Origin of the sequence: Nocardioides sp. CPCC 205120 (genome assembly GCF_048654585.1) — a bacterium.
GTDB lineage: Bacteria > Actinomycetota > Actinomycetes > Propionibacteriales > Nocardioidaceae > Nocardioides.
Map to the genome: position 1 here is coordinate 270322 of NZ_JBMCYY010000003.1, position 13387 is coordinate 283708.

The 13387-nt window shown below is 74.0% G+C and carries 18 protein-coding genes and 1 tRNA gene; 11 read left to right on the top strand and 8 right to left on the bottom strand.

Going from position 1 to position 13387, the window contains the following annotated elements; translation table 11 throughout:
* Positions 1 to 105: 105 nt before the first annotated feature.
* The 5 genes from ACOACO_RS17120 (at position 106) to ACOACO_RS17140 (ending at position 4251) form a co-directional block, all read left to right on the top strand.
* Entirely contained in the window at positions 106 to 678 is a 573-nt protein-coding gene (locus ACOACO_RS17120) for a nuclease (protein ID WP_420297499.1), read from the top strand.
* 16 nt (positions 679 to 694) lie between these two features.
* Entirely contained in the window at positions 695 to 1642 is a 948-nt protein-coding gene (locus ACOACO_RS17125) for a PLP-dependent cysteine synthase family protein (RefSeq protein ID WP_420297500.1), read from the top strand.
* A gap of 53 nt (positions 1643 to 1695) precedes the next feature.
* Positions 1696 to 2556: a DUF3152 domain-containing protein gene (locus tag ACOACO_RS17130; RefSeq protein ID WP_420297501.1), complete on the top strand. Its 861-nt coding sequence runs from the start codon at positions 1696 to 1698 to the stop codon at positions 2554 to 2556.
* Between the two features lie 106 nt (positions 2557 to 2662).
* Positions 2663 to 3475 carry a glutamate racemase gene (gene murI, locus ACOACO_RS17135; RefSeq protein ID WP_420297502.1) on the top strand — a complete coding sequence of 271 codons (813 nt, stop codon included), beginning with the start codon at positions 2663 to 2665 and terminating at the stop codon, positions 3473 to 3475.
* Positions 3472 to 4251, top strand: a complete 780-nt coding sequence (locus tag ACOACO_RS17140; RefSeq protein WP_420297503.1) for an MBL fold metallo-hydrolase — start codon at positions 3472 to 3474, stop codon at positions 4249 to 4251. Before murI ends, ACOACO_RS17140 begins: the two co-directional genes overlap by 4 nt.
* Positions 4252 to 4328: 77 nt before the next feature.
* Here ACOACO_RS17140 and ACOACO_RS17145 read toward each other — a convergent pair whose 3' ends face one another.
* The 4 genes from ACOACO_RS17145 to ACOACO_RS17160 form a co-directional block, all read right to left on the bottom strand.
* Positions 4329 to 4580: a hypothetical protein gene (locus tag ACOACO_RS17145; protein WP_420297504.1), complete on the bottom strand. Its 252-nt coding sequence runs from the start codon at positions 4578 to 4580 to the stop codon at positions 4329 to 4331.
* A complete protein-coding gene (locus ACOACO_RS17150) occupies positions 4577 to 4951 on the bottom strand; it encodes a DUF1622 domain-containing protein (protein WP_420297505.1) in 375 nt (124 codons plus the stop codon). The genes ACOACO_RS17145 and ACOACO_RS17150 overlap by 4 nt, the downstream gene beginning before the upstream one ends.
* A gap of 138 nt (positions 4952 to 5089) precedes the next feature.
* Positions 5090 to 5764 (bottom strand): response regulator, encoded by a 675-nt coding sequence (locus tag ACOACO_RS17155; protein WP_420297506.1) that lies wholly within the window; start codon positions 5762 to 5764, stop codon positions 5090 to 5092.
* Positions 5743 to 6894 carry a sensor histidine kinase gene (locus ACOACO_RS17160; RefSeq protein WP_420297507.1) on the bottom strand — a complete coding sequence of 384 codons (1152 nt, stop codon included), beginning with the start codon at positions 6892 to 6894 and terminating at the stop codon, positions 5743 to 5745. The genes ACOACO_RS17155 and ACOACO_RS17160 overlap by 22 nt, the downstream gene beginning before the upstream one ends.
* A gap of 130 nt (positions 6895 to 7024) precedes the next feature.
* Between ACOACO_RS17160 and ACOACO_RS17165 the strand changes: the two genes are divergently transcribed.
* The 3 genes from ACOACO_RS17165 (at position 7025) to ACOACO_RS17175 (ending at position 9771) form a co-directional block, all read left to right on the top strand.
* Positions 7025 to 7939 carry an ABC transporter ATP-binding protein gene (locus ACOACO_RS17165; RefSeq protein WP_420297508.1) on the top strand — a complete coding sequence of 305 codons (915 nt, stop codon included), beginning with the start codon at positions 7025 to 7027 and terminating at the stop codon, positions 7937 to 7939.
* On the top strand, positions 7936 to 8727 hold the full coding sequence (locus ACOACO_RS17170) for an ABC transporter permease (RefSeq protein WP_420297509.1): 792 nt from the start codon (positions 7936 to 7938) through the stop codon (positions 8725 to 8727). The genes ACOACO_RS17165 and ACOACO_RS17170 overlap by 4 nt, the downstream gene beginning before the upstream one ends.
* A gap of 123 nt (positions 8728 to 8850) precedes the next feature.
* Entirely contained in the window at positions 8851 to 9771 is a 921-nt protein-coding gene (locus ACOACO_RS17175; RefSeq protein WP_420297510.1) for an SGNH/GDSL hydrolase family protein, read from the top strand.
* Here ACOACO_RS17175 and map read toward each other — a convergent pair.
* Both map and ACOACO_RS17185 read right to left on the bottom strand, forming a co-directional pair.
* Positions 9697 to 10464: a type I methionyl aminopeptidase gene (gene map, locus ACOACO_RS17180; protein WP_420297511.1), complete on the bottom strand. Its 768-nt coding sequence runs from the start codon at positions 10462 to 10464 to the stop codon at positions 9697 to 9699. The two genes, ACOACO_RS17175 and map, sit on opposite strands and share 75 nt — an antisense overlap.
* On the bottom strand, positions 10461 to 10910 hold the full coding sequence (locus ACOACO_RS17185; protein ID WP_420297512.1) for a hypothetical protein: 450 nt from the start codon (positions 10908 to 10910) through the stop codon (positions 10461 to 10463). The genes map and ACOACO_RS17185 overlap by 4 nt, the downstream gene beginning before the upstream one ends.
* Positions 10911 to 10975: 65 nt before the next feature.
* Here ACOACO_RS17185 and rph point away from each other — a divergent pair, with 65 nt between their 5' ends.
* A complete protein-coding gene (rph, locus tag ACOACO_RS17190; RefSeq protein ID WP_420297513.1) occupies positions 10976 to 11722 on the top strand; it encodes a ribonuclease PH in 747 nt (248 codons plus the stop codon).
* Between the two features lie 50 nt (positions 11723 to 11772).
* Positions 11773 to 12327 carry a non-canonical purine NTP pyrophosphatase gene (locus ACOACO_RS17195; RefSeq protein ID WP_420297783.1) on the top strand — a complete coding sequence of 185 codons (555 nt, stop codon included), beginning with the start codon at positions 11773 to 11775 and terminating at the stop codon, positions 12325 to 12327.
* A 3-nt stretch (positions 12328 to 12330) separates the two neighbouring features.
* Here the strand turns inward: ACOACO_RS17195 and ACOACO_RS17200 are convergent.
* Both ACOACO_RS17200 and bcp read right to left on the bottom strand, forming a co-directional pair.
* A tRNA-Leu gene (locus ACOACO_RS17200) sits at positions 12331 to 12412 on the bottom strand.
* A gap of 56 nt (positions 12413 to 12468) precedes the next feature.
* Positions 12469 to 12951: a thioredoxin-dependent thiol peroxidase gene (gene bcp, locus ACOACO_RS17205; RefSeq protein ID WP_420297514.1), complete on the bottom strand. Its 483-nt coding sequence runs from the start codon at positions 12949 to 12951 to the stop codon at positions 12469 to 12471.
* Positions 12952 to 13091: 140 nt separating this feature from the next.
* Between bcp and ACOACO_RS17210 the strand changes: the two genes are divergently transcribed.
* Positions 13092 to 13340, top strand: coding sequence for a DUF3618 domain-containing protein (locus tag ACOACO_RS17210; RefSeq protein WP_420297515.1), 249 nt, complete (start codon positions 13092 to 13094; stop codon positions 13338 to 13340).
* The last annotated feature ends 47 nt before the right edge of the window (positions 13341 to 13387 follow it).

The window sequence follows — 13387 nt, forward strand, 5'->3', positions numbered from 1 at the left end:
CTCGTGGCCCGGCCGCCGTGGCACATCGGCGGACGGGCTCCGGTCGGCATCAGCCGATCGGAGGATGGCGGGCTGCGTCCCTGCCCGGTGCGTAGAGTGCCGCCCATGACCGAGCTGGTGGCGCCGCAGCGGCGCACGTTCGTCCTCGTCGACGGCGAGAACATCGACGCCACGCTGGGCAACTCGCTCCTGGGTCGTCGCCCGACGCCCGAGGAGCGGCCCCGCTGGGAGCGCGTGACGGCGTACGCCGAGCAGCTGTGGGACCAGCCGGTCACCGGTCTGTTCTTCCTCAACGCGAGCGGCGGCTCGCTGCCGAGCGCGTTCGTGCAGGCGCTGCTGGCGCTCGGCTACCGCCCCGTACCGCTGGCCGGCCGCGGCGACCAGAAGGTCGTCGACCTCGGTATCCAGCGGACGCTGCAGGCGGTGCTGTCCCACGACGCCGACGTGCTGCTCGTCAGCCACGACGGCGACTTCCTCGACGACCTCCGCCCGCTCGTCGACCACCCCGACCGCCGCGTGGGGCTGCTGGCGCTGCGGGAGTACGCGAACGCCGGCTTCACCAACATGGGCGTGCGGATCCACGACCTCGAGGACGACGTGCGCGCCTTCAACGTGCCGCTCCCGCGGGTGCGGATCATCCCGCTGGAGGAGTTCGACCCGGAGCAGTTCCTGCGGTGATGGGAGGATGGCGACCATGCGCTACGACGACCTGGTCGCCTCCGTCGGCAACACCCCGCTCGTGGGTCTGCCGCGCCTCTCGCCGAGCCCCGACGTGCGCATCTGGGCGAAGCTGGAGGACCGCAACCCGACCGGCTCGATCAAGGACCGCCCCGCGCTGCGGATGATCGAGCAGGCGGAGGCCGACGGCCTGCTGCGCCCCGGCTGCACGATCCTCGAGCCCACGTCGGGCAACACCGGCATCTCGCTGGCCATGGCCGCGAAGCTCAAGGGCTACCGGCTCGTGTGCGTCATGCCGGAGAACACCTCGCAGGAGCGGCGCCAGCTGCTGCGCATGTGGGGCGCGGAGATCTACTCCTCGCCCGCGGCCGGCGGCTCGAACGAGGCGGTGCGCGTCGCGAAGGGCATGGCCGAGGAGCACCCGGACTGGGTGATGCTCTACCAGTACGGCAACCCCGCCAACGCGCTCGCGCACGAGGAGGGCACCGGCCCGGAGATCCTGGCCGACCTCCCCGAGATCACCCACTTCGTCGCCGGGCTCGGCACGACCGGCACCCTCATGGGCGTCTCCCGCTTCTTCCGCCGGGCCAAGCCCGAGGTGCGGATCGTGGCGGCCGAGCCGCGCTACGGCGAGCTCGTCTACGGGCTGCGCAACCTCGACGAGGGCTTCGTGCCCGAGCTGTACGACGCCGACCTGATCGACGCCCGCTTCTCGGTCGGCCCCCGCGACGCGGTGCGCCGGGTGCGGGAGCTGCTCGAGCTCGAGGGCATCTTCGCCGGCGTCTCGACGGGCGCGATCCTGCACGCCGCGCTCGGCCAGGCGGCCAAGGCCGTGAAGGCCGGGGAACGTGCTGACATCGCCTTCGTCGTGTGCGACGGTGGGTGGAAGTACCTGTCGACCGGCGCCTACGAGGGCACCGTCGACGAGGCAGAGGACCGTCTGGAGGGGCAGCTGTGGGCGTGAACGGGGGACCGCGAGTGCGCGGAGGGCGTCTCGGCGCCTGGTTGGTGACGGCCGTGGCCGGGGTCGGCCTGGCCGTCGCGCCGCCGGCGGGGGCGAGCGGCACCCCGACGCTGCCGTCCGCGGTACCGGGGGTGCAGGCGTCCGCCGCGGCGGCCACGCTGACCCCGCAGGGGCCGGACACGATCCGCGGGACCGCCCGCTACGAGGGCACCCTCACCGCCGTCGTCGCCTGGCGCACGCCGCGCGCGACGACCGGGCAGGTGCAGTGGCACCGCGACTACACCCCGATCCCGGGCGCGACGGGCTCGACGTACCGCGTCACCCACGAGGACGTGGGGCACCGCATCCGGTACGTCGTGACGGTCGGCCGCGCGGGCTACGCCAGCTCGCGCCACCTCTCGCAGCCCACGCCCGTCGTCGGCGACGCCACCCCGCGCCGCCGGACGGTGACGTACGACGTGCGCGTCGACGGCAGCATCCCCGGGTTCCGGGTCGAGGAGTTCGGCGTGCAGTCCGGCGAGACGCTCGCCGACCCCCGCGGCTGGCGGGCCGGCGGCACCCACTTCCAGCGCACCGCCAGCGGGGCGCCCTCGAGCTTCACCCTCGTGCTCGCCACCGCCGACCGCCTGCCGCGCTACTCCAGCGAGTGCAGCACGCAGTGGAGCTGCCGCGTCGGGCGCAACGTGATCATCAACTACACGCGCTGGATGCAGGCGTCGCCGTCGTGGAACGCCGCCCGGGGCACGCTGCGCGACTACCGCCACATGGTCGTCAACCACGAGGTCGGGCACTTCCTGGGCCGCGGGCACGTCGGGTGCTCCGCGCCGGGCAACCGCGCGCCGGTGATGATGCAGCAGTCGAAGGGGCTGAACGGCTGCCGCTTCAACCCCTGGCCGCTGCCCGGCGAGCGCTGAGCCCGGGCGACGCCGGTGGACGCGCGCGACGCGTCTCACGGCCGTGAGAGTGACGACACCGCCGCTGCGTCGCTTCACGTGCTCGTAACCTCTAGATTGGCCCGTTGTGGTGGACGACCTCGCCGACGCACCGATCGGCATCTTCGACTCCGGGTTCGGCGGCCTGACCGTCGCGCGCTCGGTCATCGACCAGCTGCCCCACGAGTCGATCGTCTACCTCGGTGACACCGCCCGCCAGCCCTACGGCCCCAAGCCGATCGGCGAGGTCCGCGAGTACGCGCTGGAGTGCCTCGACCACCTCGTCGCCCGCGGGGTCAAGGCGATCGTCATCGCCTGCAACTCCGCGAGCGCGGCGATGCTGCGCGACGCCCGGGAGCGGTACGACGTGCCCGTCGTCGAGGTCATCTACCCGGCCACCCGCCGCGCCGTCGCGGCCACCCGCTCGGGGCGGATCGGCGTGATCTGCACCCAGGCGACCGCCACGTCGATGGCCTACGACGACGCCTTCGCCGCCGCCCCCCAGGTCGAGCTCGTCACGCAGGCCTGCCCGCGGTTCGTCGACTTCGTCGAGCAGGGCGTGACCTCGGGGCCCGAGCTGCTCGAGGCCGCGCACTCCTACCTCGACCCCCTCATCGCCGCCGACGTCGACACCCTCGTGCTCGGCTGCACGCACTACCCGCTGCTGACCGGCGTCATCTCCTACGTCATGGGCGACGGCGTGACGCTGGTGAGCAGTGCGGAGGAGAGCGCCAAGGCGGTCTACCAGATGCTCGCCACGGGCGGTCTCATGCGGGCCGCGGGCGAGGCGACGTACGAGTTCGTCACCACGGGCGAGCCCGGCGAGTTCCAGCGCATCGGCCGGCGCTTCCTCGGCCCCGAGCTCGCGTTCGCGAGCCAGTTCGCGGGAGGTCCGGCATGAGGCTCACGGTCGTCGGCTGCGCCGGCTCCTACCCGGGGCCTCGGTCGCCCGCGAGCTGCTACCTGCTCGAGGCCGACGGCCCGGACGGCGACGGCGGCACGCGCACCTGGCGGATCCTGCTCGACCTCGGCAACGGTGCGCTCGGCGCGCTGCACAACCACGCGGACCCGCTGAGCATCGACGCGGTCTTCGTGAGCCACCTGCACCCCGACCACTGCCTCGACCTGTGCGGCTACTACGTGCTGCGCAAGTACCACCCCGCCGGCCACCAGCCGCGCATCCCCGTGTGGGGCCCGGAGGGCACCGCGGACCGGATGGCGACGGCGTACGACCTGCCCCTCGACCCGGGCATGCACGAGGAGTTCGACTTCTCCGAGTACGCCGTGGAGCAGCGCGCGATCGAGATCGGCCCGTTCAGCGTCCAGCCGTTCGAGGTGTTCCACCCGGTGGCGGCCTACGCGCTGCGCGTGAGCGCCGACGGCCGGACGCTGACGTACTCCGGCGACACCGCCCCCTGCCTCGGCCTCGACCGCGCGGCCGCCGGCGTCGACCTGCTGCTCGCCGAGGCCGCGTTCCGCGAGTGCGACGAGAACCCGCCCGGCGTGCACCTGACCGGCACCGACGCGGGCGACCTCGCCACCCGCGGCGGCGTGGGCCGGCTCGTGCTGACGCACATCCCGGCGTGGTTCGACCCGGACGACGCCCGCACCGAGGCCGTCGCGCGGTACGACGGCCCGACCTCCGTCGCCGTAGCCGGCGCCACGTACGACGTCTGACGTTCCGCGCTAGCGCCTCGCGCCGGTGGTGGAGGTGGGCGCGCTAGCGCCTCGCGCCGGTGGTTGAGGTGGGCGCGCTAGCGCCCCTCGAAACCACGCCCCGCCAGCCGGCGCCCCACGCCGTACCGCAGCGCCACGAGCACGCCCGTCACCCCGATGGTCGGCCAGTCCTGCTGCGCGGTCAGGCGCAGCAGCGCGGCGGCGACGAGCAGGTCGACCAGCAGCGCCACGGCGTCGCCGACCCGTCGTGTCGCCACCGCGGCGAGCACCCCGCCCGCGACGGCGGCGAGCGCCGTGAGGGCCGCGGCCGTCAGCAGCACGGTGGTCACGGGGGCGGGGCCTCGACCTGCTCCTGCTCCTCGCGGATCTCGCGGGCCAGGAAGAAGTTGAGCGCGGTCCGGATGGCGGCGACGGCGGCCAGTTGCCCGAGCACCTCGAACGACGGGGCGATGGCGGTGCGCAGCACGTCGGAGGCGAGCTGGAACTCGAGCCCGAGCGCGAGGAACCGGCCGAGGGTCAGGCGCACGCGCGTGAACTCGCGCGGGTCGCGCCGGGGCAGCACCCGCAGGAACTGGATCACGGCGATCACGGCCCCGATGAAGATGACGGCGGCTCCGGCGGCCTCGACCAGACGCACGAGCAGGTCGACGGCGGCGTGCAGGTGCTCCTCGGGGAGGACGTCGAAGGCGGCGGTGCTCACCCGGCGCCAGTACCCGCCCGCCCCCCGCCGAGACGCCGCCGGTGGTCGAGGTGGCCGCGGCACGGATCGCGGCGATCAGCCGCCCGAGGGCCCTCCCTGCGGCGTGTCGGAGCGCGATCGCCGCGATCCGTGCCGGCCTCAGACCAGGCCGGCGTCGTGGACGCAGATGGCGATCTGGACGCGGTTGGTGGCGCCGAGCTTGTCGAAGAGGCGGGAGACGTGGGCCTTCACGGTCGGCACCGACAGGTACAGCTCGGCGGCGATGTCGGCGTTCGACAGGCCGCGGCCGACCGCCACGGCGACCTCGCGCTCGCGGTCGGTGAGGGTGGCGAGGCGGCGCTCGGCGTCGGCGGCCTTGGGGTCGGTGTGCTGGCGCACGCGACGGATGAGGGTCTGGGTGACGGACGGGGACAGCATCGGCTCGCCCTCGGCGACGCGGCGGATCGCGGCCAGGATGTGGGCCGGGGGAGTGTCCTTGAGCAGGAAGCCGTCCGCGCCCGCGGCGAGCGCGCCGAGCACGTAGTCGTCGGCGTCGAAGGTGGTCAGCACGATGACGCGGGGCGGGTCCGGCCGGGAGTGGATGGCGGTGGTCGCCTCGAGACCGTCGACCTCGGGCATCCGGATGTCCATGAGGATCACGTCGGGCCGCAGCGACGCCGCCATCGCGGTGCCCTCGCGCCCGTCACGGGCCTCGCCGACCACCTCGACGTCGGGCTGGCCGCCGAGCATGAGCCCGAGGGCGGATCGGACGAGCGGGTCGTCGTCGACGACGAGCACACGAACGGGTGAGGTCACGGGGACCACGGTAGCCATGCGTGGACGAGGAAGGCGCCCCCCTCCCGGCCGTGCACCAGGTGCCCGCCGGCGAGCTCCACGCGCTCGGAGAGCCCGACAAGGCCGAGACCGGCACCGGGGGTGGCCGGGCTGCCGAAGCCGAAGGGGTTGCGCAGCCGCACCTCGACCCCGTCGTCGGGCGTGCCGGTGATCTCGACGGTGAGCAGGGCGCCCGGGGCGTGCTTGTGGGCGTTCGTGATCCCCTCCTGCACGAGACGGTAGAGCGTGCGGCCGATCGCGACCGGCGGTGCGGAGGGCAGCTCGTCGACCAGCTCGACCCGGGCCCCCGCGGCGACCGAGGCCGCGACGAGGGGGCCGAGGTCGTCGTACGTCGGCTGCGGGCGGTGCGTCACCTCCCCGGTGACGGGGTCGCGCAGCACGCCCAGCACGCCGCGGAGGTCGTCGAGCGCCAGGTTGGCCTGCACCTGCACCTCCCCGATCCCGGTGCGCAGCGCGTCGGCGTCGAGGTCGGTGCGGAACGACAGCGCGCCGGCGTGCATCGACACCTGGCTGATGCGGTGGGCGAGCACGTCGTGCATCTCGCGGGCGATCCGCGCCCGCTCCTCGGCACGGGCCTTGCCGGTGCGCAGCTCCTGCTCGCTCTCGGCCCGCTCGGCGCGCTGCCGCAGCGTCCACAGCAGCTCGCGGCGCGAGCCGATGAACAGGCCCCAGGCCAGGAGGGCCAGCACCACCGCGACGTTCGCGGTGAAGGTCACCCAGGCGGGGTCCTGGTTCGTGCTCGGCACGACCCGGTAGAACACCTCGGCCGACGCCACGCTCGCCACGCCCCCGAGGGCGACCTGCCAGTAGACGCGCCGCGTCGCCAGCGAGACCAGCGCCAGCAGGGACGGACCCGCCGCGGCCGTCGAGATGGTCGCGAGCGCGATGGTGCCGAGCGCGACGCCCAGCGGCCACCGGCGTCGCCAGTGCACCGCCACCAGCGCGACGACCCCGAGCGCGACGTCGGCCGCGATCCACCAGCGGTGGTGCTGCCACAGCACCGGGTAGGTCTCGAAGGACACCAGGACGCTGATCAGCAGCACCACCAGCGTCCGCCAGGCGTGCCCCCACACGCCGAGTCGCGGCTGGAAGTCGTCGGAGGGCGGCACCGGCCCAGGCTAGGGCGCGACGGGTCCTCGGCGCCCCTGCCCCGCGTCCCGGGCCGACCCCTACTTTGGTCGGCAGGCGGTGGCCTCGCGACCGATGCCGCGGGGGCGCGGGGTGCGTCAGTGTGGCCGCATGATCACAGTCGAAGGACTCACGAAGACGTACGGCGGGTTCACCGCCGTGAACGACGTCAGCTTCGTGGCGCGACCCGGTGAGGTCACGGGATTCCTCGGGCCGAACGGTGCCGGCAAGACGACCACCATGCGCATCCTGGCCGGGCTCACCCGCGCCGACCGCGGCGTCGCGACGATCGGCGGGCACGACTACCGCCAGATCCCCAACCCCGGCCGCCACGTCGGGATCCTGCTCGACGCCTCGGCCCAGCACGCCGGCCGCACGGGCCGCGAGGTCCTCACGCTCGGCGCCAAGACGATGGGCCTGCCCGCCTCGCGCGTCGACGAGATGCTCGAGCTGGTCAGCCTCACCGACGCCGAGTCGAAGCGCCGGATCCGCAACTACTCCCTCGGCATGCGCCAGCGCCTCGGCATCGCGCACGCCCTGCTCGGCGACCCCCAGGTGCTCATCCTCGACGAGCCCGCCAACGGCCTCGACCCCGCCGGCATCCGGTGGATGCGCGGCCTGCTCCGCGGGTACGCCGAGCGCGGCGGCGCCGTGCTCCTGTCCAGCCACCTGCTCCACGAGGTGGAGCAGATCGCCGACACGATGCTCGTCATCGGCCACGGCCGGATCGTCGCGTCCGGCACGAAGGCGGAGCTGCTGACCTCGACGGGCACCTTCGCCCGCTCGGTCGACGACGCCCGCCTCGCGCCGGCGCTGCAGGCCAAGGGCGTCGCCGTGCGCCCCGACGCCAAGGGCCTCGGCATCATCGCCGACGCCGACCCGCAGGTCGTCGGCCAGACCTCCCTGGAGACCGGCGTCGCCCTCCTCGAGCTGCGGGCGGCCGACGGCGCCGGCCTCGAGGACCTGTTCCTCCAGCTGACCGCCGACACGCAGCGCGAGTCGAAGACCGAAGGAGTCCCGGCATGAGCACCACCACCCACAGCCCCGCGACGTTCGACGTCGCGAGCACCCCGCGGACCCCGTTCACCCGCCTGGTCGCGGTGGAGCTGCGCAAGCTGGTCGACACCCGTTCGGGTCGCTGGCTGCTGATCATCATGCTGGCCCTGGTCCTGCTGGGCAGCGCTGTCTTCGCGTGGGCCGTGCGCAACGACCAGGTGGCGTTCTTCGACTTCACCAGCGTGGCCGGCGGCGTCACCGGCATCCTCCTGCCGGTGCTGGCCATCCTGGCCGTCACCAGCGAGTGGTCGCAGCGCACCAACATGACGACGTTCACCCTCGAGCCGCACCGCGAGCGGGTGGTGGCCGCCAAGCTCGTCGCCGCCGTCCTCGCCGCAGTGCTGTCCATCGTGGTGGCGGTCGCCATCGGCGCCGTCATGTCGGGCTTCGCCGCGATGCTCGGCGCCGACGTCGACTGGGACCCCAACCTCGAGGGCATCGCGGCGTTCACCATCGCGCAGGTCCTCGGCCTGCTCGTGGGCTTCGCGCTCGGCACGCTGCTGCTCAACACGCCTGCGGCGATCGTCGTGTTCTTCGCCTACTTCACCGTGATCCCGGGCCTGCTCAACCTCGCCGGGTTCTACTTCGACTGGTTCGCCGACATCGTCCCGTGGATCGACTTCGTGTCCGCCCAGGCGCCGCTGGCCAACGGCTTCGACGGCGTCGAGTGGGGCCATCTGCTCGTCTCGGGCGCGATCTGGTTCGTGCTGCCCCTGGTGCTCGGCATCACCCGGGTGCTGCGCGCCGAGGTCAAGTGACCTCGGCCTGACCGGTCGGGCGGGCCTTCGTGGAGGCCGCGGGGGAGTGTTCACCGAGTCCTGCCCGACCCGTCACCCGCGTGGCGGCGCAGCGTTCTCGCTGCGCCGCCACGCTCGTCTTCCGTGACCGTCCAGGGTGCGACGAGCCGGGTCCGCAGCTACCTCCGATTCGCCGCCGTCGGCGACAGCACGACGGTGGGCGTGGGTGATCCCGTCCCCGGCAACCCCGGGGGCCTCGGCGCCGGGGCCACCGGGCGCGACGGCACCTGGCGCGGCTGGGCCGTGCTGCTCGCGCGGGCGCTCGAGACGTCGTACGACGTGTCGTTCTGCAACCTGGCCGTCTCCGGTGCGACCGCCCGGGACGTGGTGGAGCGCCAGCTCGACGACGCCGTCGACCACCGCCCTGACCTCGTCTCCCTCGTCGTCGGCCTCAACGACACGATGCGCTCGTCGTGGGACCCCGACGCGCTGCGCGCCGACCTCCTGGGCGCGGCCGGGCGACTGACCGCCGACGGCGCGCTGCTCCTGACGGTGCGCTTCCACGACCACGGCGAGGTGCTGGGCCTGCCCCAGCTGCTGCGCCGCCCGATGCTGCGCCGCATCGAGGTCGTCAACGCCGTCTACGACGAGGTGCACGCGCGGTACGGCGGGGTGCGGGTCGACCTCGCGACCTGCGCCGACGTGCGGCGCCGCGACTGCTGGTCGGTGGACCGGCTCCACCCCTCCGAGCGCGGGCACCGCGCCCTGGCCCGGGCGTTCGCCGAGGAGCTCGCGGCGGCGGGGATGTCCGTCGTACCGCCCGCGGCGGAGCCGGACGGCACCTACGTGCCGAGCTGGCGCACCGACCTGGCCTGGATGGTCACCGAGGGGGCGCCGTGGGTCGGTCGGCGGGCGCGCGACCTGGGGCCGTGGGCGGCGCGGGCCGCGTGGGCGGAGGCCCGCACGCTGCGCCCGGTGGTGCGGCGCCGCTCAGTCGCGGGCGGTCATCACGACGGGGTCGCCGTGGGTGATGGCGATGGTGTGCTCGCTGTGGGCCCCGCGTGAGCCGTCCTGGGACAGGATCGTCCAGCCGTCGTCGGCCATCTTGATCTCGTCGGTCGTCTCGAGCAGCCACGGCTCGATGGCGATGACGAGCCCGGGGCGCAGCTTGAAGCCGCGGCCGGGGCGTCCGTCGTTGGGCACGTGGGGCTCGCCGTGCATGGTGCGGCCGACGCCGTGGCCGCCGAACTGGGTGTTCACCGAGTAGCCGGCCGCGCGGGCCACCTCGCCGATCGCGTGGCCGATGTCCCCGACCCGGTTGCCGGGGCGCGCGACCTCGATGGCGGCGGCGAGCGCGTCCTCGGTCGTGCGGATGAGGCGCTGGTCCTCCGCGCGCGGCGTGCCCACGATCGTGCTGACCGCGGAGTCGCACACCCAGCCGTCGACGGAGACGGCGAAGTCGAAGCTGACGAGGTCGCCGTCGGCCAGCGCGTAGTCGTGCGGCAGGCCGTGCAGCACCGCGTCGTTCACCGAGGTGCACAGCACCTTGCCGAACGGGCCGCGGCCGAACGAGGGCGCGTAGTCGATGTAGCAGCTCTCGGCGCCGCGCGCGCGGATCATGTCGTGGGCCAGGGCGTCGAGCTCGAGCAGGTTGACGCCGACGTCGGCGGCCTCGACGAGACGGGTCAGCACCTCGGCGACGAACCGGCCCGCGGGGCGCATCTCGTCGACCTGGCGGGGGGTGAGCAGCTCGATCATCGGGTGGTCCCTCTTCCTCGTGCGGGTGCGCCCGGCGTCGGCGGCGCCCCGGCCGCCCGCGCCTGGGCGAGCAGCCCGGCGACGGCGACGGCGAGACCGGCGAGGCCGATCGCGCCGAGCACCTCGTTGGCGAACACGGTGGTGGCGTCGTCCTCGGCGGCCGAGGTGGCCGCGGCGGTCACCGTCGCGCCGCCGACCATCGCGGCCAGGAGGGCCGCGTGCATCCGGATGGTGCGCACGGGAGCCGCGCCCCAGAACGAGTAGATGACGCCGGCGACGAGCCCGGCCCCGACGATGGCGAGCACGATGCCCACCGTCCGGCGCTCCGCGAAGCCCTCGTTCAGGTCGAGCAGCAGCACGACCGCGACGAGCGCCACGCCCGCCACGGTGAGCCCGACCTGGCGCCGCGACGGGCGCGGCTCGGCAGGGGCGGACGGGCGGGGCACGGGCACCAGGGTACGGCGCGAGGCCGCGTCGGCGGTCGGCGCCCGCTCCGCCTACGCTCGTCGCCATGACCACCCCCGCCTCCGCGACCCCGACCCCGCGACCCGACGGGCGCGCCGACGACGAGCTGCGCCCGGTGCGGATCACCCGGAACTGGCTCGACCACGCCGCGGGCTCGGTGCTCGTCGAGTTCGGCCGCACCAAGGTGCTCTGCGTCGCGTCGGCGTCGGAGGGCGTGCCGCGCTGGCGCAAGGGCTCGGGGCTGGGCTGGGTGACGGCGGAGTACGCCATGCTCCCCGGCTCCACCCACACCCGCTCGGACCGCGAGTCGGTGAAGGGCCGCATCGGCGGGCGCACGCACGAGATCTCCCGCCTCATCGGCCGCTCGCTGCGCGCGGTCGTCGACTACGAGGCGCTGGGGGAGAACACGATCCAGCTCGACTGCGACGTGCTGCAGGCCGACGGTGGCACCCGCACGGCGGCCATCACGGGCGCGTACGTCGCGCTCGCCGACGCCGTCGCGCACCTCCGCTCCACGGGCGCGCTGAAGGGCGAGCCCCTCACGGGCTCGGTCGCGGCCGTGTCGGTCGGCATCATCGACGGCGTGCCGCGCCTCGACCTGCCCTACGTCGAGGACGTGCGGGCCGAGACCGACATGAACGTGGTCATGACGGGCACGGGCGCGTTCGTCGAGGTGCAGGGCACCGCCGAGGGCGCCCCGTTCGTGCGCTCCGAGCTCGACGCGCTGCTGGGGCTCGCCGAGAAGGGCTGCACCGACCTGACTCGCCTGCAGACCGAGGCGCTGTCGTCGTGAGCGTCCCCGCCGTCTTCCTCGCCTCCCGCAACCGCGGCAAGCTCGCCGAGATGGAGCGCATCCTCGCCGCGCACCTGCCCGGCGTGCGCGTGCTGGGCCTCGACGACGTGGAGCCCTACGACGAGCCGGTGGAGGACCAGCCGACCTTCACCGGCAACGCGCTGCTCAAGGCCCGCGCCGGCCTGGCCGCCACCGGCCTGCCGAGCGTGGCCGACGACTCCGGCATCTGCGTCGACGCGCTCAACGGCATGCCCGGCGTGCTGTCGGCCCGCTGGTCCGGCCCGCCCAAGAGCGACGCGCGCAACAACGAGCTCCTGCTGGCCCAGCTCGCCGACGTGCCGGACGAGCGCCGTACCGCGCACTTCGCCTGCGCCGTCGCCTTCGTCCACCCCGGCGGCGAGCTCGTCGTCGAGGGCCGCATGGACGGCCGCGTCGCGCGGGAGGTGCGCGGCGAGGGCGGGTTCGGGTACGACGTGCTCTTCGTCGCCGACGACCGTCCCGGGCTCACGACGGCGGAGCTGGGCCGCGAGGAGAAGGACGCCATCTCGCACCGCGGCAAGGCGATGCGGGAGATCGCGCCGCAGGTCGCCGCGCTCCTCGCCTGAGGGTGCCGGAGGCGGGACTCGAACCCGCACGCCCTGGGGCACAGGTACCTAAAACCTGCGTGTCTGCCAGTTCCACCACTCCGGCCGGCCAGCGGGGAGTCTAGGTCCCCGCCGGTCGGTGCCCGGCGCGCTCGGCGCGCCTCAGGAGGCGGAGGCCAGCCCCAGGTCGCGGCGCAGCTTGGCGACGTGGCCGGTGGCGCGCACGTTGTACGCCGCGTGCGCGACGCGACCGTCGGCGTCGACCACGATCGTGGAGCGGATGACGCCCTGCACGACCTTGCCGTAGTTCTTCTTCTCGCCGAAGGCGCCCCACTGCGTGAGCACGGTCTTGTCGGGGTCGGAGAGCAGCGTGATGGTGAGGTGGTCGCGCTCGCGGAACTTCGCGAGCTTCTCCGGGGCGTCGGGGGAGATGCCGAGCACCTCGTAGCCCTCCGCGCGCAGCGCGTCGAGGGAGTCGCTGAAGTCGCACGCCTGCGTGGTGCAGCCGGGCGTCATCGCGGCCGGGTAGAAGTAGACGACGACCTTGCGCCCGCGCAGCGACGACAGGGTGACCTCCTCGCCCGTGTCGCTGGGGAGGGTGAAGTCGGGGGCGACGTCGCCCACGGCGAGACGGGTCTGGGTCATCGGGCACGCAACCTCTCGAGGGAACCGGCGGGGACGCCCAACCTAGTCGAGCGCGGTCGCCCCGCGCCCGTCGGCCGGACCCGCCGCGGGACGGGTAACGTTGCGCCCCGACCGTCCTTCTGTCCCCAAGGGGTGTGCACGTGAGCAACGACCTCGGCTCGCTCGAGAACGAGATCGAGCAGACGCGCGAGCGTCTCGCGACGACCATCGACCAGCTGCTCTACCGCACCAGCCCGAAGACGATCGCGCGCCGCGAGGTGGCGACGGTCAAGGGCTACTTCGTGGACGCCGAGACCGGTGCCCCCCGCACCGACAACATCCTCAAGGTCGCCGGTGGCGTCGCGGGCTTCGTCACGTTCATCGTGGTCGTCCGCAAGATCACCTCGTGACCGGCGCCCTCACGGGCGTGGGGGCCGGGGACGGCGTCCCCGTGAAG

Bases quoted from the DNA above. Each gene is read 5' to 3' on its own strand.
- ACOACO_RS17120 (WP_420297499.1), top strand. From the start codon at position 106: ATGACCGAGCTGGTGGCGCCGCAGCGGCGCACGTTCGTCCTCGTCGAC.
- ACOACO_RS17125 (WP_420297500.1), top strand. From the start codon at position 695: ATGCGCTACGACGACCTGGTCGCCTCCGTCGGCAACACCCCGCTCGTG.
- ACOACO_RS17140 (WP_420297503.1), top strand. From the start codon at position 3,472: ATGAGGCTCACGGTCGTCGGCTGCGCCGGCTCCTACCCGGGGCCTCGG.
- ACOACO_RS17155 (WP_420297506.1), bottom strand. From the start codon at position 5,764: ATGGCTACCGTGGTCCCCGTGACCTCACCCGTTCGTGTGCTCGTCGTC.
- ACOACO_RS17165 (WP_420297508.1), top strand. From the start codon at position 7,025: ATGATCACAGTCGAAGGACTCACGAAGACGTACGGCGGGTTCACCGCC.
- ACOACO_RS17170 (WP_420297509.1), top strand. From the start codon at position 7,936: ATGAGCACCACCACCCACAGCCCCGCGACGTTCGACGTCGCGAGCACC.
- map (WP_420297511.1), bottom strand. From the start codon at position 10,464: ATGATCGAGCTGCTCACCCCCCGCCAGGTCGACGAGATGCGCCCCGCG.
- rph (WP_420297513.1), top strand. From the start codon at position 10,976: ATGACCACCCCCGCCTCCGCGACCCCGACCCCGCGACCCGACGGGCGC.
- ACOACO_RS17195 (WP_420297783.1), top strand. From the start codon at position 11,773: ATGGAGCGCATCCTCGCCGCGCACCTGCCCGGCGTGCGCGTGCTGGGC.
- bcp (WP_420297514.1), bottom strand. From the start codon at position 12,951: ATGACCCAGACCCGTCTCGCCGTGGGCGACGTCGCCCCCGACTTCACC.